We start from the raw sequence: 24,196 nt of genomic DNA, 5'->3' as shown, positions 1-24,196 counted from the left end.
CTCATGCGCCGCGCCGCCGGAACCAGTGCAGCAGACCTCGGGACCGGCGTTCCTCCCGGTCGGGTGCGTGGGCGTGGAGTGCGGGAGCGGGCGTGACGAGGCCGTGGGTCACCGGGAGGTGTACGGCCTTGGCGGTCGGCCCGGATGGCTCGGGAGCCGCCGGCCGGGGTGGGGCGGATCCTGTCGCCCGGCTCGGCTGGGTCGCCGCCCGGCGGGATGAGGCGGATCCCGTCGCCCAGCTCCGTTCGGGTGTCGCCCGGCGGGGTGAGGCGGATCCCGGTGGCCCGGTCGGCCTGGGTGCCGGGCGGGGTGCGGGGTGTTCGGTGCGGGCCTCGGCGAGGGCCTGGACCAGATCGGTGCGCAGCCAGTCGATCTCGTCGGCGTCGGTCGCGGTCATGGCCCTCGCGGCGGCGTCCGCGGTCCGTGAACCCGGTGCCCCGTACGCGGGTGTCACGGGTCGGAACCGGTTCAGATGCGCCCGCTCCCAGGGATCGCTGACGATGTGCGGGATCAGGGCCGGGTCGAGGAGCGAGGCGATGGCCGCGGCCTGGGCCCAGGGGTCCTCGGCCTGACGCAGGAGCATGCCGAGATGGCGTCCGCGCCAGTTGCGGGCGCGGAGGTCGAGCCCTTCCTTGAGCTGGTTCACCAGGGGCTTCGGGGAGCGCCCCCTGAGATGGCGGGCGTTGCGCTCGTCCGCCCCGAACCGGCGCACCTCGTCGGCGAGGTAGAGCCAGACGAAGGCGCGGTAGCGGTTGAAGCAGAAGGAGACCGGGACCACGAGACCCAGCTTGCCCAGGCGGTGGAACCGGTCCGAGCAGATGTCGAGGATCCTCCCGCCGCCGGGTGCGGCGACGGTCTCGATGGCGGCCCGGAGGTTCTGCGGGAACTCGTCCTGCGCGCGCAGCCGGTCGATCTCGGCGCGGGGGACGAGGCGGCTCGGGCCCAGCGGGTCGGGGACGGAGCGGACCCGGCCGAGGTTCACGGCGAGTTCGAGGTCCTTGCGGTTCAGGCCCAGTTCACGAGCCGCGCGGCCGGTGGTCCAGGACGCGCTGTCCGGTGGGGCGAAGGTGTTGCCTGACATGATCGGTCTCCCCCGTGGAGTACGGCGCTCACGCTGTGTGCGTTCGCGGTCACACCACCGTAGCCGCCGCGGCCGATCTCGTGTGGAGCCTGTGGATAACTTTGCGGGAGCAGGAGAATTAGCAGGTCAGGCGTCTGAGGTGGGGGTTCTCTCGGGTTGCCGGATGTCCACGCCGAGGTGTTCGCCGACCCGGTTGACGAGGAGGGTCATCTCGTAGGCGATGCGGCCGATGTCGGCGTCCGCGCCGCTGAGGACGCACAGGCAGCTACCGCTGCCGGCGGCGGTGACGAACAGGACCGCCTCCTCGAACTCGACCATGGTCTGGCGCACCCCACCGGCGCCGAAGTGCCGCCCGGACCCCTTGGCCAGGCTGTGCAGTCCGGAGGCGACGGCGGCGAGATGTTCGGCGTCCTCGCGGCGCAGTCCGGTGCTCGCCCCCGTGACCAGCCCGTCGTTGGACAGCACCAGCGCGTGCCGTACCTGCTCGACGCGCTCGGTCAGATCGTCGAGCAGCCAGCCGAGTCCCTTGCCGGTCCGTGCCATGGTCCCGCCCTCCCCTGGTGACTGCGCCCCCTGCTGACGGATCTCCGCGGCACGGGGGAAATCCCCTGCCAGCCTTCCCCATCGAACGGGCCGCGGGCAAGCAGGATGGAGGGCATGGCACAGAAGATGACCGACGAGGAATGGCGGGCGTTCGTCTCGCACGGCACCCGCACGGGCAAACTCGCGACCGTACGCGCCGACGGAAGTCCGCACGTGGCGCCCATCTGGTTCGTCCTGGACGGGAACGACCTGGTGTTCAACACCGGCAAAGGGAGTGTCAAGGGCCGGAATCTGCTGCGGGACGGCCGGATCTCGCTGTGCGTGGACGACGACCGGCCGCCGTTCGATTTCGTGATTCTGCACGGCCGGGCCCGGATCTCCGAGGACCTGGACGAGCTGCGCCACTGGGCGGGCCGCATCGGGGCCCGGTACATGGGCGAGGAGCGGGGCGCGGAACTGGGCGAACGCAACGGTGTGCCGGGTGAGCTGCTGGTGCGTGTCGCGATCGACAAGGTGCTCGCGGAGAAGGAGGTAGCGGCCTGATCCGTGCCGCGTCCGCGGCGTCCGGGTGCGGCCGGTGGGGCGGGAGGGGTGCTCCGCGACACCGGCCGCGGCTACGGCCGTCCGGTCAGCTCACGGAGTCCAGCAGCCGGGCGGTGTGCATCCGCCCGGCGTATTCGACCAGCCGGATCAGGACCTCCTTGCCGGCGTCGCGGTCGCGGGCGTCGCACAGGACGACGGGGGTGCCGCGGTCCAGGTCCAGGGCCCGGGAGACGTCCTGGGCGCCGTAGGAGCGGGCGCCCGCGAAGCAGTTGACGGCCACCACGAAGGGGATGTGGCGGTGCTCGAAGTAGTCCACCGCCGGGAAGCAGTCCTCCAGGCGCCGGGTGTCGGCGAGGACGACGGCGCCCAGGGCGCCCTGGGCGAGTTCGTCCCACAGGAACCAGAAGCGGTCCTGGCCGGGTGTGCCGAAGAGGTAGAGGGAGAGGCCGGAGCGGATGGTGATACGGCCGAAGTCCATGGCGACGGTGGTCGTGACCTTGTGGTCCACACCGTCGGTGTCGTCCACGAGCCGGCCGGCCTCGCTGAGCAGTTCCTCGGTGCGCAGCGGCCTGATCTCGCTGACCGCGCCCACCAGGGTGGTCTTGCCCACGCCGAACCCACCGGCGACCAGGATTTTCAGCGCCAGAGCGCCCGGGTCGTCATGAACGGCGTCGGATGTCTCGGTGACCATCGATCACTTCTCTCAGGGGTGCCTGCGCGGGGGCGGCGCCGGAGGTCGGCTCGGACGTCTGTCCCGCTCGGGGGTGCGCGGTGTGCGGTGGGCGGTGTGCGGTACCTGCTGGGCGGCTTGCGGCGTGCGGGTGGGCGGTTGAGGTGAGGGCGGACGGTTCGGTGGGTGTGCGGGGTGGGATGGGGCGAAGGCCGACGGTTCGGTTGGGTGTGCGAGGTGCGGAGGGGTGATTCGGGTGGATGTGCGAAGGCAGCATCATGGCAACGGAGGCACGTCCGCGCCGGACAGGACCGCTATTCGCCCGATGCGACCGGTTCGGGTCCGAATGGGGTCCGATTGTGTGCCCATGTCGACAAGTCGGTGTCCGGTTGCGTGGCGTCTGTTCGATCCACGGGACTGCCTCCTCCTGAGGCGTGCTCTGCCTGCCTCATCCCCTCCACCCGCTCCACCTGCTGAACCGGCTCCATGGCGGGCCGTCGTCTAGAGCGCTCGCAGTCCGGCGATCACCTCGTGCAGAATCCGTTCGTCGGGCAGTTGCGCGGGTGGTACCGGGCGGGTGACGGTCACGTGTGCGCGTTCCAGCAGATCGCCGAGCAGCACCCGGACGACACCGACCGGGACATCGGCGCCCGCGGCCAGTTCGGCGAGGGACTGGGTCTCCCCCCGGCACAGTTCGATCAGCACCCGGTGCTCCGGGCCGAGTTCCGGGTCCTCGTCGGGGTCGGTGGCGCCCGGATCGAGGGTGACCAGGGTGATCAGGTCGAAGTGGACGCCGGCCGGGCCGGACTGGGTGCGTCCGCCGGTCATGGCGTAGGGGCGGACCAGGGGCCCGGCCTCGCCGTCGTACCACTGGCTGCCCTGCTCACGCGGGGCGGCGTTCGTCGCGTCGCTCATAGGGGGGCGCCTTCCGGCCTCATCCGGCGGCGGGCGGCCAGGCACCGACCCGCGGGGCAGTGTGGAGGTGCTCGCCGACCCGCCGCACCAGGCGGGCCATCTCGTAGGCGACCAGACCGATGTCGGCGGTCACGGCGGTGAGCAGGGCGAGGCAGGAGCCGTCTCCGGCGGCGGCCACGAACAGGAAGCCCTCGTCCATCTCCACCATGGTCTGGCGCACCCCGCCCGCGCCGAAGTGGCGTCCGGCGCCCTTGGCGAGGCTGTGGAAGCCGGAGGCGACGGCGGCGAGATGGTCGGCGTCCTCGCGGCGCAGACCGTTCGACACGCCGACGGCGAGTCCGTCGTTGGAGAGCACCACGGCGTGTCGCACCTCGTGCACACGCGTCACCAGGTCGTCCAGCAGCCAGTCGAGTTCGCCGGACCGCTGGGCGGTTCCCGGGCCATGGTCCTGGGTCATGCGGGGTCTCCTTGGGGGCGAGGACGGGGGCGAGGGCCAGGGGTGACTGCGGGGCGGGGATCGAGACCGGGGGCGGGGCACGGATCCGGACCGGGACCGGGGCGCGGATCCAGACGGGGGCCGGGGCGGGTGGCAGGGCCTGGACGCTGTCCGCCACCACGTGCCCAGCCGTCGCGGTAGGCGGCCATTCGGTCCCTTACGAGTTCCGGGGTGCGGGTGTTGTCGGCGTCCTGGGCCGGTTCCGGGGCGGGCTGTTCGGCGTGTTGCGCAAGCAGTTGCGGGGCGAGGCTGGCCTGGCGGACCCGGCGGGGCAGGTCGTCGCCCTCGGCCGCGGGAGGCTCCTCCGGGGGGCGGGGCGGGCGCAGGGCGGTGACTCCTGGTGGCGGGGCGGTCCAAGGGTCGGCCGAGGGCACCAGGGTGGGGCGGCAGGAGTGGCCGCCGACGGCATCCCCGGGGCCGGGAGCGAAGGGCACGCGCGCGTAGGCGGGTTCCGGCGGCCGGGCCTCGGGGGCGGCACCCGCGACGGGACCCGCGTCGGCGGAACGTTCCGCCTCCGGGGGCGGACCGGTGTGCAGCAGAGCGGTCGGCAGCAGGACCACTGCGGTGGTGCCCCCGTAGGGCGAGGTCTTCAGGTGGACCCTGACGCTGTGCCGGGCCGCGAGTCTGCTGACCACGAAGAGGCCGAGCCGGTCGCTGTCGAACAGGTCGAGCGCCTCGGACCGGGCGATGCGCCGGTTGGCCTCGGTGAGGGTCTCCCTGCCCATGCCCAGACCGCGGTCCTCCACCTCGACGGCATAGCCGTTGCAGACGGGTTCGCCGGTGATCCGCACGCGGGTGTGCGGGGGCGAGAACTGGGCGGCGTTCTCGACGAGTTCGGCGAGCAGATGGGTGAGGTCGGCCACGGCGGCACCGGCGACGGCCGTCTCGGGAAGCTGACGCACCTCCACGCGCGCGTAGTCCTCGATCTCGGAGACGGCCGCGCGCACGACATTGGTCAGGGAGACCGGCATCCGCCAGGCCCGGCCGGGGGCGGCACCGGAGAGAATGATCAAGCTCTCGGCGTGGCGGCGCATACGGGTGGTGAGGTGATCGAGGCGGAACAGGTCGCTCAGCTCGTCCGGATCGTCGGAACGCCGCTCCATGGTGTCCAACAGGCTCAGTTGGCGGTGGACCAGGACCTGACTGCGGCGGGCGAGGTTGACGAAGACGCCGGAGATCCCGCTGGCCAGTTCGGCGCGTTCCACGGCGGCCCGCAGCGCCGCCCGGTGCACGGTGGTGAGGGCCTCGGCGACCTGCCCGGCCTCGTCCTCGGCGGGTGGTCCGGGCGGGGCTTCCGCGCGGATGTCGATCCCGTCGCCCGAGCGCAGTCGGCGCATCGCCTCGGGCAGCTTGCGGCGGGCGATCTCCAGGGCGCTGTTGCGCAGGGTGACCAGTTCCACCACCAGACCGCGCCCGATGCGTACGGAGATGACGAGCGAGGCGGCCACCGCGGCCAGGCCCAGCAGTACGGCGGCGCCCGCCGGGGTGAGCAGCCCGCGGGTGAAGGGGTCGGCCCGCTCGGCGACGCCACGCCCGGCGTCCCGCTCGATGGTCCCCATACCGCCCTGTACGCGCGCGTGGGCCTCGTTCCAGTCGTCCTCCGGGGCCGCCGCGAGCGCCGGGGCGCCGGAGCCGCTCGTGAGGATCCTGTCCTCCAGCGCGGCGAGGGCGGCGTAGTCGGCGCCGTCGGCGAGTCGCTGCCAGGCGGCGCGTTCGGGTCCGCGCAGATCGGCCACGGCGGACTCGGTGAAGGCACGGCGGGTCTCGACGGCCCCGGTGAACAGGCGCAGCCGCGCGCCGGACAGCCCGCCCGCGAGGCGGGCCCCGGACAGCAGTACGTCCTCCTGGGCCAATGCCTCTCCCGCGCGGGAGAATTCGAGCAGCACACGCGCGTCGGAGCCCAGTTCGGAGTCCTGGATGCCGGTGAGCGCGCCGCCGACCGCGAAGGCTGCGGTGACATGGGCGGTGTACGTCCGGTAGGTCCGCTCCCAGCCGGTGCGCCCGTCGAGGACCGAGGTCCGCAGGGCGGGCAGCCGCTCGACGCCGCTGACGAAGGTCTCCAGGCGCTGCGCCACCCCCGCGGGCAGTTCCCGGGCGTCGGCGACGGTGCCGTCGTCCCCGAGGCGCAGGGCGGCGACCGCGCGGTCGGTGGTCTCCGCGAGCCTCCTGAGGCCGTCCGCGCTGTCGCCGGTCGGAGCGGTGGCGTGGCGCACGGCGGCGACGCGTTCGGCCTGGAGCGCGGCGACGGCGGTGGCCACCGGGGTGCGCACCTCGGCGTCCACACGCTGCAACTGACGCAGCCGTGAGACGTCCTGGGCGGTCGTGACGGTGGCGTACGCCCAGAGGGCGAGGAGCGACACGACCGGGACCATCAGCAGGCAGATGATCTTGGCGCGAACCGTACGGGGGCGCATACGCCGGCGTCCGGGGCGCGGTGGCGCGGGCGGGGCACGGTGCGCTCCGGACGCGCCTGGGGTGCGGGGGGCGTCTGACGGGCCGGGGATGTGTGGGGGGCCAGGGGTACCTGTGGGGTCTTGGGTGCCTGGGATGGCCGGTGTCTCCGTGGTGGCCGGTGGCTTCGGGGTACTGAGTACCCCTGGGGTGCCGGGCGGACCTGAGGTGTGAGGTGCATTTGGGGTACCCGGGGTGCCTGAGACACCCGCGGTGCCCAGAGTCCCTGGGGTTCCTGGGAATCCTGGGACGCCCGGGGTCCCTGGGATACCCGGAGTGCCTCCCGCTCCCGCTGGATGTTCCCGTGCCTCCTCGGCCTTCGTGAACCCGTCCAGGGTCTCGTCGGCCGGCGGTCCGGCGTGGGCGCGGCGCCCGCGCACGGGGGGCGCGGGCGGTCTGCCGCCGTCCGCGGTGGTGGTTCTGCGCGGTGTACGCATGGCCTCCTCGCTCGTCTGGGGTTTTGGGGCGTGTCGTTGGGGTGGGCGGTGGTGGTCGGGGATGAGGGCCGGTCGGTCGGCACGGGGTCTCCACGACGGGTGTCGGGCGGTCCGCGCGGGGCCCGCTGCAACCGGGCACAGTGCGTTCCGTACGCGGCACACAAGGGCGGCCGTACGGCGTTCAGTACGTCGTCGCCGCCCCCACCACCGGTCGCTGCGCTGAGGCGGACGCCTCGCTCTCGCCCGTCGTGGGCGACAGCGCGACGAAGGCCGAGGTCAGGAAGAGATAGGACCCGAGGCCGACGGCGAGGGGGAAGATGAACTGCATCGCCGTGGCCCCGGGCAGTACCGCGTCCGACGGCGTCACCCGCACGTCGACCGCGAACATGCCCGTGTAGTGCATGCTGCTGACCGCCAGGCCCATCACGAGGGAGGCGACGGTGACCGCGATGGGCGAGGTGATGTTCAGCGCCGCCCACAGGGCAGCGGTCGCCGCGGCCACCGCGATCACCACGGAGAGCGCGACCAGGGCGGGGTCGTAGCGCACCTCGCCGTGCAGCCGGACCGCGGCCATGCCGAGGTAGTGCATGCTCGCGACGCCGAGGCCGGTGGTCAGCCCGCCGAGCAGCAGGGCACGGCCCCGGTCGCGGCTGTACCCGACGGCGAAGACGCCGGCGCAGACGACGGCCATGGCGACGATCAGGCTGAGGACGGTCAGGGGTACGTCGTAGCGGATGTCGGTGCCGCTGACGCCGAAGCCGAGCATGGCCACGAAGTGCATGGTCCAGATGCCGGTGCCGATGGCGGAGGCCGCGGTGATCAGCCAGTTGCGCCGGGCGCGGCCGGTGGCGGCGAGCGCGCGGACGGTGCAGCGCAGCCCGAGCGCGGCGCCTGTGCAGGCCATCGCGTACGACAGTGCGGGGGTGAGCCAACCGAAGGTGGCGTGGTCCAGGTGTCCCATGGCCAAGGGACGCTAGTCCGGACAGGGAGGCACAAAGGGACCACGTTTCGATAACTGGTGGAATATGACATAGCTATGTACCCGATCGATCGGGTCACGTTCGAACATGTGCGCACAAACGTTGTCCCTGTCGGTGCGAGATCATGCGGGGATGAGCGACGACCGTACGCATGTGCAGGAGTTCTTCACCGCCCGCGCCGCCGACTGGGATCGCAGGTTCCCCGACGACGGACCCGCCTACGCCGCCGCGGCCGTCGCGCTCAACCTGCGCGAGGGCGACCGGGTGCTGGACGCCGGCTGCGGCACCGGCCGGGCCCTGGCGCCGCTGCGCGCCACCGTGGGGCCCTCTGGGCTGGTCCTGGGGGCCGATCTGACGCCCGCGATGCTGGCCGCCGCCGTCCGGGCCGGACGGAATCGTGACGCCTGTCTGCTGCTCACCGACGTCGCGGCGCTGCCGTTGCGGTCGGGGTCCCTGGACGCGGTGTTCGCCGCCGGGCTGATCGCCCACCTGCCGAACCCGGCGGAGAACCTGCGGGAGTTGCGGCGCGTCGTACGACCGGGCGGGCGGCTCGCCCTGTTCCACCCCATCGGCCGCGCGGCCCTGGCCGCCCGCCAGGGCCGCCGGATCACCCCGGACGACCTGCGCGCGGAACCCAACCTCCGCCCCCTGCTGGCCTCGTCGGGCTGGCGCCTGACGTCGTACGTGGACGAGGACGCCCGCTTCCTGGCCCTGGCCGAGCGGGACGGCGGCTGAACTCCGGCCCGCCCACTCCCCGGACACCGCGCTTTCACCACACCGTCGTCCCTGTGCCGCCCCTCTGTCGCCACCCGCGCTACGACCGTACGTTGAGGAGCGGTGGATCGATCGAGGGCCCGTGAACGCAGCAACGAGGGGTTGGTGGTCGCATGTGGGGCAAGGTCGGCGCGTCCTGGGGCCGAGTGCGCGAGGTGTTCCGATCCGGGCCGGGCGGCGGCCAGGAGGCCCGTGGGCACAATCTGTTCGAGGCCGCCGCGGTGTATGTCTCAGCGTGCGCCGAGGACGATCAGGAGCGCATCGACGAGGCCGCGGGCTGGGTGTCGCCGGAGGCGTTGTCGTTCGGGGTGAGCGAGTTGGCCTGCCGTGCGGTGATCGCGCTGGCGCGTGAACGCGACGAGTCCCCGCAGACCGTCGCCCGGGATCTGCTGGGGCTTCCGGCGGCCTGAGGGTCCGGAGGCGCACCGGGTCGGCGCGGAAGCGCGTGGGGTGGTGGGTGGGTGGGGTGAGTGGGCTGTTGCGTGGGGTGGGTGAGGGCTGGCGCATCGCGGGGGCGGGGTCACCGGGCCGTGCGGTGAGGGCGGGTCGGCGAGTGGCGCAGGGGTCGGGCGGTGCGGACGAGTTCACCAAGTCGCGCCGGGTTCAGGGTGCTGCGCGCAGGTGCAGCGCTTCGAGTGAGGGGGGCGATCCGGGGGGCGGTCCGGGGGCAGTCCATGGGGGGCAGTCCGCCGAGTCACGTAGGTGGGCGAGCAGTGAGGGCACCATCGAGTCCAGGGGACAGTTCCGCGCAGTACGGGTGAGTCCGCCGAGGCACACCGGCGGCCGGAGGGTGGGAGCGGGGGCACGAGCGCAGGCACGGCACAAACGCCCGGTGCCAGCCGAATCGTCCCGGCTCCACGCGGCCCCGGAACGGTGACAACGTGCCGCCGGTCGCACTAGGGTGCGCGCGGTTGGACGAACCCTGGGGAGGCTGGGATGGCCGGGACGGACGAGAACGCCGTCGCCGCCGAGGACGACGCGCTGTATGTCCTTACCGCGGTGCTGCTGACGCCGGCGCAGTTCCCCAGCGTGCTGGGGGACGACTACCCGGAAGCCTGTGCGGCGCTGGGGCTCGCGCCGCTGGCCGCCGGGTACGGCCTGGTGCTGGGGCAGGACGGCGAGGGCGCGCGCTGGACCGTGGCCACCGACGATGTCTCACTGGTGGCCGTGGCCGTCGCCGCCTGGGACTGCGGTATGGAGTACGACCTGTCGCCGGACGAGCGCTCGGTCGTGGCGGCGCTGCCGGGCTGGCCGCTCGCCGTCGCCGTGGCCGCCCCGGGCGTGCCCGCGCCGCACGATCCCGGTCCCGAGATCGCCGGAGGCCCCGCCCTGACGCCGCCGGACACCTCGGTGTGGGGGCCGGCGCAGCGGCGGCTGGGCGCCGATGAGATCGCCTTGCAGTGGACCATGTGGCGCGAGCAGATCGATGACGCCGACTTCGCCGGGGGCGGTACCTCACCGTCCCGGGCTGACGCAGGCGGCCCGGGCGGGGCGGTGCCGGGCCCGTCGACAGGGTCGGCACCGGCACGGGGATCGGGCGCGGCAGGCGGGGGGCCCGCTTCCGCCGGGGTGCAGCCTTCGACCGGGGCGGCCCCCGGCACAGCCCCCGGCACACCTGGCGAGCGCACCACGATCGGCGCCCTGCCCGGCACCGCACCGACCGAGACCCTGCCGGGCACCGCGCCCACCGGCACCCCGTCCGGCACAGCGACAACCAACCCCACAACCAGCACCGCCACCGACCCCCCTCCCGGCGAAGCGCCCACCGACGGTCACACCGGTATCCGCCGCGTCCTCGCCGAGGCGCGCGCCTACGTGGACGCCCCGCCACCCCTGGGCCGGGTCCGCTCCTCCTTCGCCCCGGGCGACGCCCGTACCCTGCGCGCCGACGGTCCCGGCTGGTCCCTGGTGGCCCGCACCGACGACATCGCCTTCGTGCTGCTGGACGAGGAGCCGGGTGAGGTGCTGCCGGTCGGCCGGGGCCGGGAACTGCCCGGTCTGCTGGAGGCACTGAACCGGATGGCCGTACGGCCGAGCTGACGAGGACGGAGCCGCGTCGGCAGGGCTCCACGGGACGCCGCTCCGACGGACCGCAGCGCCCGGACGCGCAGCACAGCACACCACAGCGCGCCCCGGCGAGACCGAGACCGTCCAGGTCGTCGAGATCCTCCGCGGCCTCTACAGAGCCCCGTCTCAGCCGCCGGATTCCTCCCGTGGAACCCGGCGGCCCCCGCGGCCCGTCAGCGGCCCAGTTCCTTGCGCGTGACCCGGCGCAGCCTGCGGCGCTGTGCGGGGTCGAGGGTGAGGTACGCGGCGGCCGGCACCCCGAGCACGATCAGCAGCGCCGCCCACCAGGGCAGCCATATCAACAGGATGATGCCGACCGCCACACCACCTGCGGCGATCTTGGCGTTCTTCGACATGGTGTCGCCTCCTCCGCGGCCATTGCCGCTCTCTGTTCTGAAAACGGGCCCGCGCTCCCCGCGGTTCCGGACCACTACCCTGAGACGTCCCTGACTCCCACCCCTGACTCATCCCTGACTGCCTTGCGCGAGACCCACGCGAAACCCACGCGAAACCCACTGGAGTCCCGCCGGGCCCCTGCCGGAGTCCCATCGCGGTCGTACCGGAGTCCCGCCAGGGTCCCGCCGGAGTCCTCTCCTGGAGCTCCGCCGCAATCCCGCCGGGGTCCGTCTGGAGCTCCGCCGCAGTCCCGCCGAGGTCCTGCCGGAATCCCGCCCGACGCCCCTCCATCGACATCTCGTGACCCAGATCACCATCCGATCACCATCCCACCGCCCGCAGACCCCCTTCGATCATGTACCCTCGGCCGCTCCGACGCTACGTAGTCAAATTTGAGGAGTACGGCAGAGCTGTGCAGAGCACTCCGATGGCCATCCCGTCCGAGACCGACGAACTGATCCGCTGCTGCTCCTTGTTCCTCCCCGGTGATCCGGCCCGCACCGGGACCATCGCGTTCTGGCGGGCCGACGGCGGCGCTCCGCCGACCGTCCGGGGCGGGACGCCCGAGGACCTGACCGTCGTCGTCCCCACGCCCATCGGTGTGGCGGCGGCCGAGGTGCCCACGGTGCTGCTGCCGGTGCGCACCGCGCTGCCCGTACTCACGCGCGCGCGGGTCGCGCACGCCGCCCATCGGTCCACCGCGTTCTGGGGCGCGGCCACGGTGCTGGCGCTGCACTGGGCCGCGCGCGGTCTGCTGCTGCCGGGGCTGTCGGCGGCCGACGCGGACGCCTGGCGAGCGGGCCCCTTGCGCGCGGAGGACGCCGAGCGGCTCCGCGTGCTGGCGGCTGCCATGCCGCCCGAGGCGCACGCCGCCCCGCTGCCCGGTGACGCCGCCCCGCTGCGGCTGCCCGCCCCGGAACGGCTGCTGCGCGCCTTCCTGGACTCCGTCGCCGACACCCTGCCCCGCACACCCGCCGCCGCCCTCGTCACGGGAGGTCCCGCGTATGCGGTGCGGCAGCCGCAGCATCTGCCCGGCGGGCGGGCATGGGCCGACGATGTCGCCGCCGGTCATGACGCCGGGGTGCGGATCTCCCTGCGCATCGAGGTCGAGGGGCTGACGGCCGATCCGGAGGGCGGCGCCGCGGGTCCGCGTTTCCGCGCGATGCCGCAGGTGCACAGTGTCAGCGATCCCGCGCTGGTCGCGGACGCCGTGGAGGTGTGGGCGGGCGGTGAGGGCACGGCCGGGTTCGGGGCCCGCGCGCGGATGGACGTCCTGGTCGCACTGCGCCGCGCGGCGCGAGCCTGGACGGGGCTGACACCGCTGCTGTCGGCCGCCGCGCCGGAGGCGGTGGAACTCGCCGAGGACGAGGTGGGCGACCTGCTCGGCGGCGGTACGCGGGCGCTGGCCGCCGCCGGGGTCGAGGTGCACTGGCCCAGGGAGCTGGCCCGGGAACTGACCACCCGCGCGGTGGTCGGCCCGCCCGACCCGGACGGCGAGGGGCCGGGCCGGGCGGTGTCCGGGACGCCGTCGTTCCTGTCCGCCGACGCGCTGCTCGCCTTCAACTGGCGGTTCGCACTGGGCGACCAGCAGCTCACGCGCGAGGAGCTGGACGGGCTCGCGGAGGCGGGGCGGCCGGTGGTGCGGCTGCGCGACCAGTGGGTGCTGGTCGATCCGGAGGCGGTACGCCGGGCGCGCGAGCGGCAGGACGGCAAGGTCTCCCCTGTCGACGCGCTGAGCGCCGCTCTGACGGGCTCCGCGGAGGTGGACGGCCGGCGGGTCGAGGTGCTGCCCACGGGCTGGCTGGCGGGGCTGCGGGAGCGGCTCGCCGACCCCGAGGGCCAGGACCCGGTGGAGCAGCCCGCCGCGCTCACGGCCACGCTGCGGGACTACCAGCGGCGGGGGCTGAGCTGGCTGGCCCGGATGACCTCCCTGGGTCTGGGCTGCTGTCTGGCCGACGACATGGGCCTCGGCAAGACGATCACCCTGATCGCCCTGCATCTGCACCGGCAGTCCGACCCGGAGTCCGCGGGCCCCACCCTGGTGGTCTGCCCGACCTCGCTGATGAGCAACTGGCAGCGGGAGATCGAGAAGTTCGCCCCCGGCACGCCCGTGCGCCGCTTCCACGGCACCCGGCGCGATCTGGCGGACCTCGCCGACGGCGAGTTCGTGCTGACGACGTACGGCACGATGCGGCTGGACGCGGGACGGCTCGCCGCGGTGCCCTGGGGGCTGGTCGTCACCGACGAGGCGCAGCATGTGAAGAACCCGTACTCGGCGACCGCGCGGGAGCTGCGTTCCATCGGGGCACGCGCGCGGGTGGCGCTCACGGGCACGCCGGTGGAGAACAACCTGTCGGAGCTGTGGGCCATCCTGGACTGGACGACGCCGGGTCTGCTGGGCCGCCTCGGGGCCTTCCGCACCCGGTACGCGCAGGCCGTCGAGGGCGGCCGGGATCCGGCCGCGGCCGAGCGGCTGGCCCGTCTGGTGCGCCCGTTCCTGCTGCGCCGCCGCAAGGGTGATCCCGGGATCGCGCCCGAGCTGCCGCCGAAGACCGAGACCGACCGCGCGGTGTCCCTCACCACGGAGCAGACGGCCCTGTACGAGGCCGTGGTGCGCGAGACGCTGGCGCGGATCGCGGAGGCCGACGACATGGCGCGGCGCGGGCTGATCGTGAAGCTGCTGACCGGTCTGAAGCAGATCTGCAATCACCCGGCGCAGTACCTCAAGGAGGACCGGCCGGTGATCGCCGGACGGTCCGGGAAGCTGGAGCTGCTGGACGAGTTGCTCGGCACGATCCTGGCCGAGGAGGCGAGCGTGCTGGTCTTCACGCAGTACGTCGCCATGGCGCGGATCATCGAGCGGCATCTCGCGGCGCGCGGTGTGCCGTCGCAGTTCCTGCACGGCGGGACGTCGGTGCCCGAACGGGACGCCATGGTGCGGCGGTTCCAGGACGGTGAGGTGCCCGTGTTCCTGCTGTCGCTGAAGGCGGCCGGGACGGGACTCAACCTCACCCGCGCGGAGCACGTCGTGCACTACGACCGCTGGTGGAACCCGGCCGTGGAGGCGCAGGCCACCGATCGCGCGTACCGGATCGGGCAGACCCGGCCGGTGCAGGTGCACCGGCTGATCGCCGAGGGCACGGTCGAGGACCGCATCGCCGGTCTGCTGGAGCGGAAGAAGGAACTGGCCGAGGCGGTGCTGGGCGGTGGTGAGACGGCGTTCACCGAGCTGACGGACGCCCAGCTCGCCGATCTGGTGGAGCTGCGAGGAGGCACCCGATGACCGGATACGACACCTTCGACGACATGGACGGCGTCGACCGCACCGAGGGGGACGCGGAGCGCACCTTCTCGCCGCTGCCGCCCGCCCATGGGCGGGGTTTCGCGCAGACCTGGTGGGGCCACGCCTGGCTCAGCGCCCTGGAGCGCGGGGCGATGGACCAGGAGCAGGTCAAGACGGGCCGCCGGCTCGCCCGCGCGGGCGCGGTCGGCGCGGTGACGGTACGGCCCGGCCGGATCACCGCCGTCGTCCAGGACCGCGACGGCACGCGCCACCGCGCGGACGTGCTCCTGGAGCGGCTGTCCGCCGCACAGTGGGACCGGTTCCTGGACATGGCCGTGGAGCGGGCGGGGCATGTGGCGGCGCTCCTGGACCGTGACATGCCACCGGACCTCGTGGAGGACGCGGCGACGGCCGGTATCGATCTGCTGCCGGGGCTCGGCGAGCTGGAGCCGGAGTGCGACTGCGGCGCCTGGGACCACTGCGGGCACACGGCCGCGCTCTGCTACCAGATGGCGCGGCTGCTGGACCAGGATCCCTTCGTCCTGCTCCTGATGCGCGGACGCGCCGAACGTCCCCTGCTGGCGGCGCTCCAGGAGCGCACCGCGTCCCCCGCGATGGAGACGGCGGAGCCGGACGGCGTGGACGCGGCGGAGGCGTACGCGGCCGGTGATGCCCTGCCCCCGCTGCCCACCCCGCCGGAGCTGCCCGGCACACCGGGCACGCCCCCGTCGCTGGACACCGAGGCACCGCCGCCGGACGGCGTGGACCCGGGAGCACTGGAGTTCCTCGCCGCACGCACCGCCGCCTACGCTCACCGCCTGCTGGCCGAGGCGCTGCGGGCCGACGGCGGTGTCGACGGTGACCTCGACGGCGGACTGACGGCCGCCCAGGACGCCGTACGGCTCGCCGTGGGCGCCGACCGGGAGGTACGGGACCGGCTGGCCGCCGGGTCGGGGCGCAGCCCTGAGGAGTTGGAGCGGGCGGTCGGGGCGTGGCGGTACGGCGGGGCGTCCGCGCTGGCGGTGTGCGAGGAGGAGTGGGACGTGCGCGGGGAAGCGGCGGCACGCGCGCGGGCGGCCGTCGAGTCGGCCTGGGACGACGACGAGCGTCCCTCGCTGCGGGCCGTCGCGAACCACTGGACGGTGGTCGGTGAACCGGTCCAGGTCCGCCTGGGCCGGGACGGCCGCTGGTGGCCCTATCGCGGTGAGGACGGCCACTGGGTGCCGGCCGGACCGGCCGCCAAGGACCCCGCCACCGCCCTGGCGACGGCGCGTCCGGCCGGGGCGGAGGAGGGCGGCTGAGGCACCGGGGGCGGGCCGGTCATGGGCGGGTCGGGCCCCCTGCGCGCCCGGCCCGCCCATGACCGGCCCGGCCCAACCCGTCTCGGCCGGCCCCGTCGGCGTCCTACTCCCGCCCCAGGGGTGCCCTTCGAACCATCCCCGGCATCCCTTGTGGGTCTTCCAGGGCTGATCGCCGTCGTTCAGAACTGATCGCCCAGGTCGATCGACGGGACCCCGGACGGAATGATCGATTCGAGCCCGCTCGGCAGGTTCGTCGGGAAGTCGCTCGGGAAGCCGCTGGGCCAGTCGCTCGGGAGGTTGGTGGGCCAGTCGCTCGGCAGGTCGCTGGGGAAGCCCGAGGGCAGGGACGGGAGGCCGCTGGGCAGGTTGGTGGGAAGGCCGCTGGGGAGGTCCGGCAGCAGGTCGGAGGGCTCGTCCGACGATGACGGACCGCCGGAATCCCGGCTGGTGCCGCCCGCCGGGGGCGCCGGGTCGGACGGGTCGTCACCGTCGTTGGCCATGACCACGACCACCGCGACGGCGGCGACCGCCACCAGGACCGCGAGCGCGAGGAGCAGGGGATTGCGGCTCCCCCGGCCGCGTCCGGGGTCGTAAGAGCCGCCGGAGCCGCTGGAGTCGCCGAAGTCGTCGGACGACGGTCCGAAGCCGCCCGGAGGTGGCGGGTGGCCGGGAGGTGGCGGATGGCCCGGTGGGGGCGGGGTGTCGCGCGGCGGCTCGGGCGGCTGAGGCGGTACTGGTGGCGTGGCCATGCCGTCCAGGATCGCGGTCCGGGGGATCACCGTGCGACCCCCGCGGGCTGGTTGCTACAGACCCGTGAAGGTCGGCGGCGGTGCGGCCGGGGATGTCGAGAAGGGCCGAGCGGCTCCGTCCCCGGGGCAGCCGCGGCCGGCCGTGGCCGTACCGGGCCGAGGAGCCAGTATGACGATCCGGCGGATGGACAACGTTCTCATCGTGGTCGAGGACCTGGACGCGGTGATCGCGTTCTTCGTGGAACTGGGGATGGAACTGGAGGGCAGGGCCCCGCTGGAGGGGCGGTGGGCGGACCGGGTCATCGGGCTGGAGGGCGTCCGGCAGGACGTCGCCATGCTGCGCGTCCCGGGCGGCTCCGGCCGGATCGAGCTGGCGCGGTTCGACGAGCCGAGGGCCGTCCGCCCGGAGCCCGCGGACCCGCCGGCGAACACCCTGGGCCTGCGGCGCGTCATGTTCGCCGTGGACGACCTCCAGGAGGTGGTTTCCCGGATGCGGACGCATGGCGCCGAACTCGTCGGCACCGTGGAGGAGCACGAGGGCGTCTACCGGCTCTGCTACCTCCGCGGCCCCGAGAACATCGTGGTCGGCCTCGCCGAGCGGATCGGCTGACGGGCGGGAGGCCGCAGGAGCCCCTGGGGGTGGCGGCGGGGCGACACGCCGGGGACGCCCCTTGGGCGAGGGACCCGCGCGCGTGGCGCCGTGCCACTGCATGCCGGACCGGTGAGCCGACCCCGCGCGCGTGCCCCTCCGCGTCCGCTCCGGCCGGGGGGTCTCAGCCCCGTGCCCCCAGCAGATGGTCCATCGCCAACTGGTCGAGGCGCTCGAAGGCCATCCCGCGCGCGGCGGCGCCGTCCACGTCGAAGTCCTGGAACGCCGTCCGGTCGGCCAGCAGTGCCTGGAGGCCGTCGTCGGCCGTGGGGCGGGCCAGTTCGTCCAGACGGGAGTCCCTCAGGGCCTGCTGGACCTCGGGGTCGGCGCGGAAGGCGGCGGCCCGCTCCTTGAGGATCAGATAGTTGCGCATGCAGCCGGCGGCCGACGCCCAGACACCGTCCAGGTCCTCGGTGCGCGGCGGCTTGAAGTCGAAGTGGCGCGGGCCCTCGTAACCGGCCGTCTCCAGCAGGTCGACCAGCCAGAACGCGGCGCGCAGATCACCGGCGCCGAAGCGCAGGTCCTGGTCGTACTTGATGCCGTTCTGGCCGTTGAGGTCGAGGTGGAAGAGCTTGCCGGACCACAGGGCCTGGGCGATGCCGTGCGGGTAGTTGAGTCCGGCCATCTGCTCGTGCCCGACCTCGGGGTTCACGCCGTACAGCTCCGGGCGCTCCAGGCGCTCGATGAAGGCGAGGGCGTGGCCGACGGTCGGCAGCAGGATGTCGCCGCGTGGCTCGTTCGGCTTGGGTTCGATGGCGAACCGCAGATCGTAGCCCTGGGTGGTGACGTACTCGCCGAGGAGGTCGAACGCCTCCTTCATGCGGTCCAGGGCATCGCGTACGTCCTTGGCACCGCCGGATTCGGCGCCCTCCCGGCCGCCCCAGGCGACATAGATCCTCGCGCCGAGTTCGACGGCCAGGTCGATGTTGCGGATGGTCTTGCGCAGCGCGTAGCGGCGGACGTCGCGGTCGTTGGCGGTGAAGCCGCCGTCCTTGAAGACCGGGTGGGTGAAGAGGTTGGTGGTGGCCATGGGGACGGTCATGCCGGTGGCGTCCAGGGCCTGCCGGAAGCGTTTGACGTGCGATTCGCGCTCGGTGTCGGACGCGCCGAACGGGATCAGGTCGTCGTCGTGGAACGTCACCCCGTGCGCGCCCAGCTCGGCCAGGCGCCGGACGGTCTCGGCCGGGTCGAGCGCCGCGCGGGTGGCGTCGCCGAACGGGTCCCTTCCCTGCCAGCCGACGGTCCACAGGCCGAAGGTGAACCTGTCCTCGGGGGTGGGCTGGTAGTTCATGCCGCGGCTCCCTTGTGCTCGCTTCTGCTCGCTGGTGATGGTCCCGGCGGTGTCCCGGTGTGCGGTCCCGGCGCCGGGGCGGTGCGGGTACGGACGGGCGCCCCGGAGTGCGTACCGGGTACGGGATCACCCACCACTATTTCGTCATGGCGCTTTACAAATTAGTATGCCGTCGCGCTCCTGGGAAGAGACATAGTGGTCCCGGGGGCCGGGAAACAGGCCGGATCCGGGCCGCCAGCCAGGAGCCGGACACACGACACGCCATGCACGCCGTCGCCGTACACCACACAGGGCCCGTGCACGCGACACGCCGTACGCCACAGCGCGCCGTACCGCCGTACCGGGCCGTCGGCGCCGTACCAGAGGGAGAGCCCATGTCAGCAGCCGATGGTCCGCTCGTCGTCGGGGTGGACACATCCACCCAGTCGACGAAGGCGCTGGTGGTGGATGTGGCGACCGGGCAGGTCGTGGCGAGTGGGCAGGCCCCGCACGAGGTCACCGCGGGCGAGGGCCGGGAGAGCGATCCACGGCAGTGGTGGGAGGCGCTCGGCGAGGCGCTTCGTCAGTGCGGGGACGCCGCGCGGGAGGCGTCCGCGGTGTCCATCGGCGGGCAGCAGCACGGGCTGGTCACGCTGGACGCGCGCGGGGAGCCGGTCCGGCCCGCGCTGCTGTGGAACGACGTCCGGTCGGCGCCCCAGGCACGGCGGCTGACGGAGGAGCTGGGCGGCGCGAAATTCTGGGCCGAGCGGACCGGTTCGGTGCCCACCGCGTCCTTCACGGTCACCAAGTGGGCCTGGCTCACCGAGCACGAACCGGAGGCGGCGCGCGCGGTGCGGGCCGTACGTCTCCCCCACGACTACCTCACCGAGCGCCTCACGGGCCTGGGCACCACGGACCGCGGGGACGTCTCCGGCACGGGCTGGTGGGCGTCGGCGACGGAGTCGTACGACGAGGAGATCCTCGCCCAGGTGGGCCTGGACCGGGCGCTGCTGCCCCGGGTGGCCCGGCCCGGCGAGGTCGTCGGCACCGTCCGCGACGGCCATGACCTGCCGTTCGCCAGGGGCACCCTGGTCGCGCCGGGGACCGGGGACAACGCGGCGGCGGCGCTGGGCCTCGGGCTGGAACCCGGCACGGCGGTGCTCAGCCTCGGCACGTCGGGCACGGTCTACGGGGTGGCCGAGCGCCGGCCCGCCGATCCGACCGGCACGGTGGCGGGCTTCGCCGACGCGCGCGGCGACTGGCTGCCGCTGGCCTGCACCCTCAACTGCACCCTCGCCGTGGACCGGGTGGCGACGCTGCTGGGCCTGGACCGCGAGGCCGTGGAACCGGGCACCTCGGTGACCCTGCTGCCCTACCTGGACGGCGAGCGCACCCCCGACCTGCCGAACGCCTCCGGGCTGCTGCACGGCCTGCGCCACGACACCACCGCGGGGCAGCTCCTCCAGGCCGCCTACGACGGAGCCGTGCACGCGCTGCTGGGCGCCCTGGACCTGGTCCTGGGCACGGACACGGACCCGTCGGCGCCCCTGCTGCTGATCGGCGGCGGGGCCCGCGGCCGGGCCTGGCAGCAGACCGTGCGGCGGCTGTCGGGGCGTCCGGTGCAGGTGCCCGAGGCGCGGGAACTGGTCGCCCTCGGCGCGGCGGCCCAGGCGGCCGGTGTGCTCACCGGGGAGGATCCGGCCGCGGTCGCCCGGCGCTGGAACACTGCCCGCGGACCGGTCCTGGAGGCCGTCCCGCGCGACGAGGCGACGCTGACCAGGATCTCCGGGGTACTCTCCGACGCGGCACCGCTGCTGGAGCGGCGCCCGGAGAACGGCTGAAGGGCCGGGAGAGGCTCCCTGGGTGACCGCTCCCGGTGACCCGGACGAGGCTGTGAAGGGCGGGGGCTGTGTGGCGTCAAGGACGGGCGCAGACCTGTCGTCCGGCGGGCCGGGGAGCACCGCACCCGACGGGACCCGAAAGGTGGCCACCCGCCGCCCGAACGCCCCGGACGACACCGACCCCACGGCCCGCCCCGGCGACCCCTCCGGCCGAGTGCCGTCGCCGGGATTGTCGACCCGCCCGCGCGCGTGCGTGGGCGGCCGGAACCACCGAGGACTGACGAAGGCATGACCGCACCGTTGCACGAGGCACACTCAGCCGGTCCCGGACGCGCGCTGCCCGACACCCAGCAGGGCATGCGCCGCCGCAATCTCGCGCGCGTGATGCACACGGTGAGCGCGGAGGGACCCCTCTCGCGGGCCGCGGTCGCCTCCCGGATCGGGCTGACCCGCGCGGCGGTCTCCACGCTGGTGGACGAGTTGGTCCGCGCCGGTCTGCTCGACGAACTCGGCCCCGAGCGCCCCGGCCGGGTGGGGCGTCCCGGCTCGGCGCTGGCCGTCAGCGGGCGTGGTCCCGCGGGTATCGGCGCGGAGATCGGCGTCGACCATCTCGCGGTCTGCGCGGTGGACCTGCGCGGCCGGGTCCGGGCGCGGGCCGTGCACCGGGGCCCCAACCGGGGGCGGGCGCCGCAGCCGGTGGCCGAGGAACTGACCGCGCTGCTGCACCGGGTCGTCGCCGACGCGGAACGGGAGGGGCTGTGGGCGGCGGGACTCGCCGTGGCCGTCCCGGGCCTGGTCGCCGGGGACGCCCGTACGGTCGTGCGCGCGCCGAACCTGGACTGGCACGACACCGACCTCGCCGGCCTGTTCCCGCCCGAGCTGCCACCGGTCGTCGACAACGAGGCCAACTTCGGCGGGCTGGCCGAACTCTGGCTCGGCGAGGACACCCCGCGCGACTTCCTGCATGTCTCCGCGGAGATCGGCATCGGCGCGTCCGTGGTCGTCGATGGACGGCTGCTGCGCGGCACCCGGGGTTTCGCGGGCGAGCTGGGCCATGTACCGGTCCGCCCCGACGGACCCGCGTGCGCCTGCGGCGGACGGGGGTGCCTGGAGCAGTACGCGGGCGAGGAGGCGGTGCTGCGCGCCGCCGGGATCGAACCCGGCCACAGCCGCGTGGAACTGCTCGCCGAGCGGGCCGAGCGGGGCGACACCTACGTGCGGGCGGCGCTGCGCGACGCGGGACAGGCCCTCGGCATCGCGCTGACCGGCGCGGTCAATCTCCTCGACCCCGGAAGCGTGGTGCTGGGCGGCGCCCTGGCCGCGCTGGCCCCCTGGCTCCTGCCGTCCCTGCGCGAGGAACTGGAGGGCCGCACGGCCGGCCGCGCCTGCCCGGTGACGGTGTCACGCCTGGGCTCGGAGGGACCACTGCTCGGCGCGGCGCATTCGGTGGTGCGCCGGGTGCTGGACGACCCGGGGGCGGTGGCGGGACGGGGGTAGAGGCAACCGGCTGCCGCCGCCACCCACGCCACCACCTCGCTCCACGCGGCCCGTCCACCTCGCGCCACTCCCAACAGCCCGGTCACCGCCGGCAACCGTCAACCTCCTCCCCCGCGTCACCCCTTCAGGTGGCCGAGATATCCACAACCCGGCCCCCGTCCACGGATTCCCGCCGACTCCGTCACTCGCCCTCCCGGCGGCCTACCGTGAATCGCACGCGGCGCGCACCGACCCGGTGCGCGGATGAGCCGCCACCCGGACCTGCGGCCCGCCCCGACCGACCCGGGCCGCAGAGCGTAGAGAACAGAGCGCAGAGAACAGAGAACAGAGATCGGAGCAACGTCAGTGACGAGCGACCGGCGACATCCCCCCGCACCGCCCGAGCCCCACCCCCCGCCGACACCCGCGCCCAGCCGCCGACGCCTCCTGAGAGGTGCCGCGCTCGCCGCCGTCCCCTACACCCTCCTGCCCACCCCGCGAGCCGGCGCCGTCGCCCAGGCACCCGACTATCCACCCGGCGAATGGCAGCCCGCGCACCCCGCCCACTTCACCCCGGCCGACCGCCCCACCGACCACCCCGTGGATTTCGTGGTCATCCACGTGGCCCAGGCGAGCTACGGCGGCACGCTCTCCGTCTTCCAGCGCCCGGACAAGGAGGTGTCCGCCCACTACGTCGTCCGGTCGCACGACGGTCATGTCGCGCAGTGCGTCCGGGAGTCCGACATCGGCTGGCACGCGGGGAACTGGGACTACAACACCCGCAGCATCGGCATCGAGCACGAGGGCTGGGTGGACCGGCCGTCGTACTTCACCGACGCCATGTACGACAGTTCCGCGCGTCTGACGGAGTCGATATGCCGCCGGTACGCGATCCCCCGGGACCGCGCCCACATCATCGCCCACTACGAGATACCGGGCACGGACCACACCGACCCGGGGCCGCTGTGGGACTGGGAGCGGTACATGAGACTGGTTCAGTCCGTGTCCGGGTGAGGGGGGAGGGGCCCTGGGGTCAGGAGCGGCCCGACTCGCACGCTGCGCTCCCAAGCTCCCAAGCTCCCAACACCCGTCACCCGTCACCCGTCACCCAACGCCCAGCACCCAGCACCCCTGGCTCGGCTCGGTTGCCGACGTCAGGACTGCCGTAGCGCCAGGGCCGTGACCCGCCATTCCTGGACGACGGCCACACTTCGGAAGATGACCTGGAGGGACTTGGAGATACGGCGGCCCGGGACGCGCAGTTGCCGACTGGCCGCGCCCATCATGCCGATCACGGCGGTCACCTGTTCATAGCCGTCGGCCGCGGCCTCGACGTCGGAGGAAGCGGTGACGACCCAGTCCAGAAGGCGCGGCACACCGTCGGGCCATTCACTGCGCGGAGTGTTCGCGGTCCACTCGAGGAAAGTGCCGAAGGCACCGACAGCGACCCCCATGCGCTGGGCGAACCGTTCGGCCGCCGCTTCGAGGTCGATGGCCGGTCCGTCGATGGCCTTGGCAAGACGGTGGATCAGCGCCGGCTTCATACTCGACGAGGCGCCGGGATGGTTGACGCGGGCCATCTCCTCTCCGACAAGTTCCACCATGGCCACGAGATCGGCGACGGCGGCATCCACATCGGCCATGTCACCTGTGATGGCATCCAGTTGGGCTTCGGCCTCGAAGACCAGGTCGAAGAATCCGGGGGCGTCCTCGGCGGGGCCGTCCGTCGGCCCGGCTCCGGACGACGGCATCGGAACCTGTGCGGGCACGGGTTGCGGCACGACGGCCGTCCCGCTGCCCACGGGGGCCGCTCCCGTGTCGCGGACGGCGTCGCTCAGCACGGCAATGAGTTGCTCCCGGGCGGTGAGTGCGTCAGAGGTACCGGGCGGCCAGGCGACGGAAGGCGTTCCCACGGTGCCGGGGGCGCTGCTGGACCCCTCGGTGACCAGAACCGTGCACCGGCCGAGCGCATGGCGCATCCCGAGCGCGAAGACCAGTTCCTGGCCCGAGTCGCACAGGTCGGCCACGACGACATCGACCTCGGCGGCCAGGCGCAGCAAATGGTCGGCGGACAGTCCGGCGTTCGAGAGTTCGTCGGCGCGCAGGAGGGTGAGGCCCAGATGGTCGCAGGTGGGCCGTACGACGGTGTCGTAGAAGAGGGTGGATCGGTCGTCCGTGGTGGGGAGTGGGTGGCGCGTGGTGGCGGTCGCTCCGATGGCCAGGCAGTTGGGCACGAGGGTCTCCTTGAGGGAGGCGGCAGGGACGGTGGTGTGC

The 24,196-nt window shown here is 73.8% G+C and carries 21 protein-coding genes; 10 read left to right on the top strand and 11 right to left on the bottom strand.

Annotated elements, in window-relative coordinates; all coding sequences use genetic code 11:
- Nucleotide 1: 1 nt before the first annotated feature.
- Both AB0O01_RS29175 and AB0O01_RS29170 read right to left on the bottom strand, forming a co-directional pair.
- Nucleotides 2–1,081, bottom strand: a complete 1,080-nt coding sequence (locus tag AB0O01_RS29175) for a DUF6397 family protein (protein ID WP_365317949.1) — start codon at nt 1,079–1,081, stop codon at nt 2–4.
- Nucleotides 1,082–1,207: 126 nt separating this feature from the next.
- Entirely contained in the window at nt 1,208–1,624 is a 417-nt protein-coding gene (locus AB0O01_RS29170; protein ID WP_365317947.1) for a roadblock/LC7 domain-containing protein, read from the bottom strand.
- A 114-nt stretch (nt 1,625–1,738) separates the two neighbouring features.
- Here AB0O01_RS29170 and AB0O01_RS29165 point away from each other — a divergent pair, with 114 nt between their 5' ends.
- Nucleotides 1,739–2,167, top strand: a complete 429-nt coding sequence (locus AB0O01_RS29165) for a PPOX class F420-dependent oxidoreductase (RefSeq protein ID WP_365317946.1) — start codon at nt 1,739–1,741, stop codon at nt 2,165–2,167.
- Between the two features lie 85 nt (nt 2,168–2,252).
- On the opposite strand, the gene AB0O01_RS29160 is transcribed toward AB0O01_RS29165, so the two are convergent.
- The 5 genes from AB0O01_RS29160 to AB0O01_RS29140 all read right to left on the bottom strand — a co-directional run bounded on the left by AB0O01_RS29160 (nt 2,253) and on the right by AB0O01_RS29140 (nt 8,097).
- Nucleotides 2,253–2,858, bottom strand: coding sequence for an ATP/GTP-binding protein (locus tag AB0O01_RS29160; RefSeq protein ID WP_365317945.1), 606 nt, complete (start codon nt 2,856–2,858; stop codon nt 2,253–2,255).
- Nucleotides 2,859–3,338: 480 nt separating this feature from the next.
- On the bottom strand, nt 3,339–3,752 hold the full coding sequence (locus tag AB0O01_RS29155; RefSeq protein WP_365317943.1) for a DUF742 domain-containing protein: 414 nt from the start codon (nt 3,750–3,752) through the stop codon (nt 3,339–3,341).
- Nucleotides 3,753–3,771: 19 nt separating this feature from the next.
- Complete coding sequence (locus tag AB0O01_RS29150; RefSeq protein WP_365317941.1) at nt 3,772–4,209, bottom strand: roadblock/LC7 domain-containing protein; 438 nt, start codon at nt 4,207–4,209, stop codon at nt 3,772–3,774.
- Complete coding sequence (locus AB0O01_RS29145) at nt 4,206–6,662, bottom strand: nitrate- and nitrite sensing domain-containing protein (RefSeq protein WP_365317940.1); 2,457 nt, start codon at nt 6,660–6,662, stop codon at nt 4,206–4,208. The genes AB0O01_RS29150 and AB0O01_RS29145 overlap by 4 nt, the downstream gene beginning before the upstream one ends.
- A gap of 655 nt (nt 6,663–7,317) precedes the next feature.
- The gene (locus tag AB0O01_RS29140) at nt 7,318–8,097 is read right to left on the bottom strand and encodes an MHYT domain-containing protein (protein WP_365317938.1); all 780 of its coding nucleotides are present in this window, start codon (nt 8,095–8,097) and stop codon (nt 7,318–7,320) included.
- A 151-nt stretch (nt 8,098–8,248) separates the two neighbouring features.
- Here AB0O01_RS29140 and AB0O01_RS29135 point away from each other — a divergent pair, with 151 nt between their 5' ends.
- The 3 genes from AB0O01_RS29135 (at nt 8,249) to AB0O01_RS29125 (ending at nt 10,930) form a co-directional block, all read left to right on the top strand.
- The gene (locus AB0O01_RS29135; RefSeq protein ID WP_365317937.1) at nt 8,249–8,851 is read left to right on the top strand and encodes a methyltransferase domain-containing protein; all 603 of its coding nucleotides are present in this window, start codon (nt 8,249–8,251) and stop codon (nt 8,849–8,851) included.
- Nucleotides 8,852–9,003: 152 nt separating this feature from the next.
- On the top strand, nt 9,004–9,300 hold the full coding sequence (locus tag AB0O01_RS29130) for a hypothetical protein (protein ID WP_365317936.1): 297 nt from the start codon (nt 9,004–9,006) through the stop codon (nt 9,298–9,300).
- A 526-nt stretch (nt 9,301–9,826) separates the two neighbouring features.
- On the top strand, nt 9,827–10,930 hold the full coding sequence (locus AB0O01_RS29125; protein ID WP_365317933.1) for a hypothetical protein: 1,104 nt from the start codon (nt 9,827–9,829) through the stop codon (nt 10,928–10,930).
- Nucleotides 10,931–11,130: 200 nt separating this feature from the next.
- Here the strand turns inward: AB0O01_RS29125 and AB0O01_RS29120 are convergent, their stop codons facing one another.
- A complete protein-coding gene (locus tag AB0O01_RS29120) occupies nt 11,131–11,313 on the bottom strand; it encodes a hypothetical protein (RefSeq protein ID WP_355737013.1) in 183 nt (60 codons plus the stop codon).
- A 467-nt stretch (nt 11,314–11,780) separates the two neighbouring features.
- Between AB0O01_RS29120 and AB0O01_RS29115 the strand changes: the two genes are divergently transcribed.
- Complete coding sequence (locus tag AB0O01_RS29115; RefSeq protein ID WP_365318020.1) at nt 11,781–14,636, top strand: SNF2-related protein; 2,856 nt, start codon at nt 11,781–11,783, stop codon at nt 14,634–14,636.
- Nucleotides 14,633–15,937, top strand: coding sequence for an SWF or SNF family helicase (locus AB0O01_RS29110; protein WP_365317931.1), 1,305 nt, complete (start codon nt 14,633–14,635; stop codon nt 15,935–15,937). Before AB0O01_RS29115 ends, AB0O01_RS29110 begins: the two co-directional genes overlap by 4 nt.
- Before the next feature lie 179 nt (nt 15,938–16,116).
- On the opposite strand, the gene AB0O01_RS29105 is transcribed toward AB0O01_RS29110, so the two are convergent.
- Entirely contained in the window at nt 16,117–16,686 is a 570-nt protein-coding gene (locus AB0O01_RS29105; RefSeq protein ID WP_365317930.1) for a hypothetical protein, read from the bottom strand.
- A gap of 169 nt (nt 16,687–16,855) precedes the next feature.
- On the opposite strand from AB0O01_RS29105, the gene AB0O01_RS29100 reads away from it, so the two are divergent.
- On the top strand, nt 16,856–17,296 hold the full coding sequence (locus tag AB0O01_RS29100; protein ID WP_365317928.1) for a VOC family protein: 441 nt from the start codon (nt 16,856–16,858) through the stop codon (nt 17,294–17,296).
- A 163-nt stretch (nt 17,297–17,459) separates the two neighbouring features.
- On the opposite strand, the gene xylA is transcribed toward AB0O01_RS29100, so the two are convergent.
- Nucleotides 17,460–18,626, bottom strand: a complete 1,167-nt coding sequence (gene xylA, locus AB0O01_RS29095) for a xylose isomerase (RefSeq protein WP_365317926.1) — start codon at nt 18,624–18,626, stop codon at nt 17,460–17,462.
- 374 nt (nt 18,627–19,000) lie between these two features.
- On the opposite strand from xylA, the gene xylB reads away from it, so the two are divergent.
- The 3 genes from xylB to AB0O01_RS29080 all read left to right on the top strand — a co-directional run bounded on the left by xylB (nt 19,001) and on the right by AB0O01_RS29080 (nt 22,936).
- Complete coding sequence (gene xylB, locus AB0O01_RS29090; protein WP_365317925.1) at nt 19,001–20,446, top strand: xylulokinase; 1,446 nt, start codon at nt 19,001–19,003, stop codon at nt 20,444–20,446.
- A gap of 288 nt (nt 20,447–20,734) precedes the next feature.
- The gene (locus AB0O01_RS29085) at nt 20,735–21,943 is read left to right on the top strand and encodes an ROK family transcriptional regulator (protein ID WP_365317923.1); all 1,209 of its coding nucleotides are present in this window, start codon (nt 20,735–20,737) and stop codon (nt 21,941–21,943) included.
- 345 nt (nt 21,944–22,288) lie between these two features.
- Nucleotides 22,289–22,936: an N-acetylmuramoyl-L-alanine amidase gene (locus AB0O01_RS29080; RefSeq protein WP_365317921.1), complete on the top strand. Its 648-nt coding sequence runs from the start codon at nt 22,289–22,291 to the stop codon at nt 22,934–22,936.
- A gap of 140 nt (nt 22,937–23,076) precedes the next feature.
- Here AB0O01_RS29080 and AB0O01_RS29075 read toward each other — a convergent pair whose 3' ends face one another.
- Nucleotides 23,077–24,156, bottom strand: coding sequence for a hypothetical protein (locus AB0O01_RS29075; RefSeq protein ID WP_365317920.1), 1,080 nt, complete (start codon nt 24,154–24,156; stop codon nt 23,077–23,079).
- Nucleotides 24,157–24,196 lie beyond the last annotated feature (40 nt).

It is taken from the genome of Streptomyces sp. NPDC093252 (assembly GCF_040683675.1).
Taxonomy (GTDB): domain Bacteria; phylum Actinomycetota; class Actinomycetes; order Streptomycetales; family Streptomycetaceae; genus Streptomyces.
The sequence above is the reverse complement of the archived record's forward strand: the minus strand, read 5'-3'. Positions and strand labels throughout refer to the sequence as shown.

Coding starts and splice junctions, on each gene's coding strand:
- AB0O01_RS29175 (WP_365317949.1), bottom strand. CDS start 1,081: ATGTCAGGCAACACCTTCGCCCCACCGGACAGCGCGTCCTGGACCACC.
- AB0O01_RS29170 (WP_365317947.1), bottom strand. CDS start 1,624: ATGGCACGGACCGGCAAGGGACTCGGCTGGCTGCTCGACGATCTGACC.
- AB0O01_RS29165 (WP_365317946.1), top strand. CDS start 1,739: ATGGCACAGAAGATGACCGACGAGGAATGGCGGGCGTTCGTCTCGCAC.
- AB0O01_RS29160 (WP_365317945.1), bottom strand. CDS start 2,858: ATGGTCACCGAGACATCCGACGCCGTTCATGACGACCCGGGCGCTCTG.
- AB0O01_RS29155 (WP_365317943.1), bottom strand. CDS start 3,752: ATGAGCGACGCGACGAACGCCGCCCCGCGTGAGCAGGGCAGCCAGTGG.
- AB0O01_RS29150 (WP_365317941.1), bottom strand. CDS start 4,209: ATGACCCAGGACCATGGCCCGGGAACCGCCCAGCGGTCCGGCGAACTC.
- AB0O01_RS29145 (WP_365317940.1), bottom strand. CDS start 6,662: ATGCGCCCCCGTACGGTTCGCGCCAAGATCATCTGCCTGCTGATGGTC.
- AB0O01_RS29140 (WP_365317938.1), bottom strand. CDS start 8,097: ATGGGACACCTGGACCACGCCACCTTCGGTTGGCTCACCCCCGCACTG.
- AB0O01_RS29135 (WP_365317937.1), top strand. CDS start 8,249: ATGAGCGACGACCGTACGCATGTGCAGGAGTTCTTCACCGCCCGCGCC.
- AB0O01_RS29130 (WP_365317936.1), top strand. CDS start 9,004: ATGTGGGGCAAGGTCGGCGCGTCCTGGGGCCGAGTGCGCGAGGTGTTC.
- AB0O01_RS29125 (WP_365317933.1), top strand. CDS start 9,827: ATGGCCGGGACGGACGAGAACGCCGTCGCCGCCGAGGACGACGCGCTG.
- AB0O01_RS29120 (WP_355737013.1), bottom strand. CDS start 11,313: ATGTCGAAGAACGCCAAGATCGCCGCAGGTGGTGTGGCGGTCGGCATC.
- AB0O01_RS29115 (WP_365318020.1), top strand. CDS start 11,781: ATGGCCATCCCGTCCGAGACCGACGAACTGATCCGCTGCTGCTCCTTG.
- AB0O01_RS29110 (WP_365317931.1), top strand. CDS start 14,633: ATGACCGGATACGACACCTTCGACGACATGGACGGCGTCGACCGCACC.
- AB0O01_RS29105 (WP_365317930.1), bottom strand. CDS start 16,686: ATGGCCACGCCACCAGTACCGCCTCAGCCGCCCGAGCCGCCGCGCGAC.
- AB0O01_RS29100 (WP_365317928.1), top strand. CDS start 16,856: ATGACGATCCGGCGGATGGACAACGTTCTCATCGTGGTCGAGGACCTG.
- xylA (WP_365317926.1), bottom strand. CDS start 18,626: ATGAACTACCAGCCCACCCCCGAGGACAGGTTCACCTTCGGCCTGTGG.
- xylB (WP_365317925.1), top strand. CDS start 19,001: ATGTCAGCAGCCGATGGTCCGCTCGTCGTCGGGGTGGACACATCCACC.
- AB0O01_RS29085 (WP_365317923.1), top strand. CDS start 20,735: ATGACCGCACCGTTGCACGAGGCACACTCAGCCGGTCCCGGACGCGCG.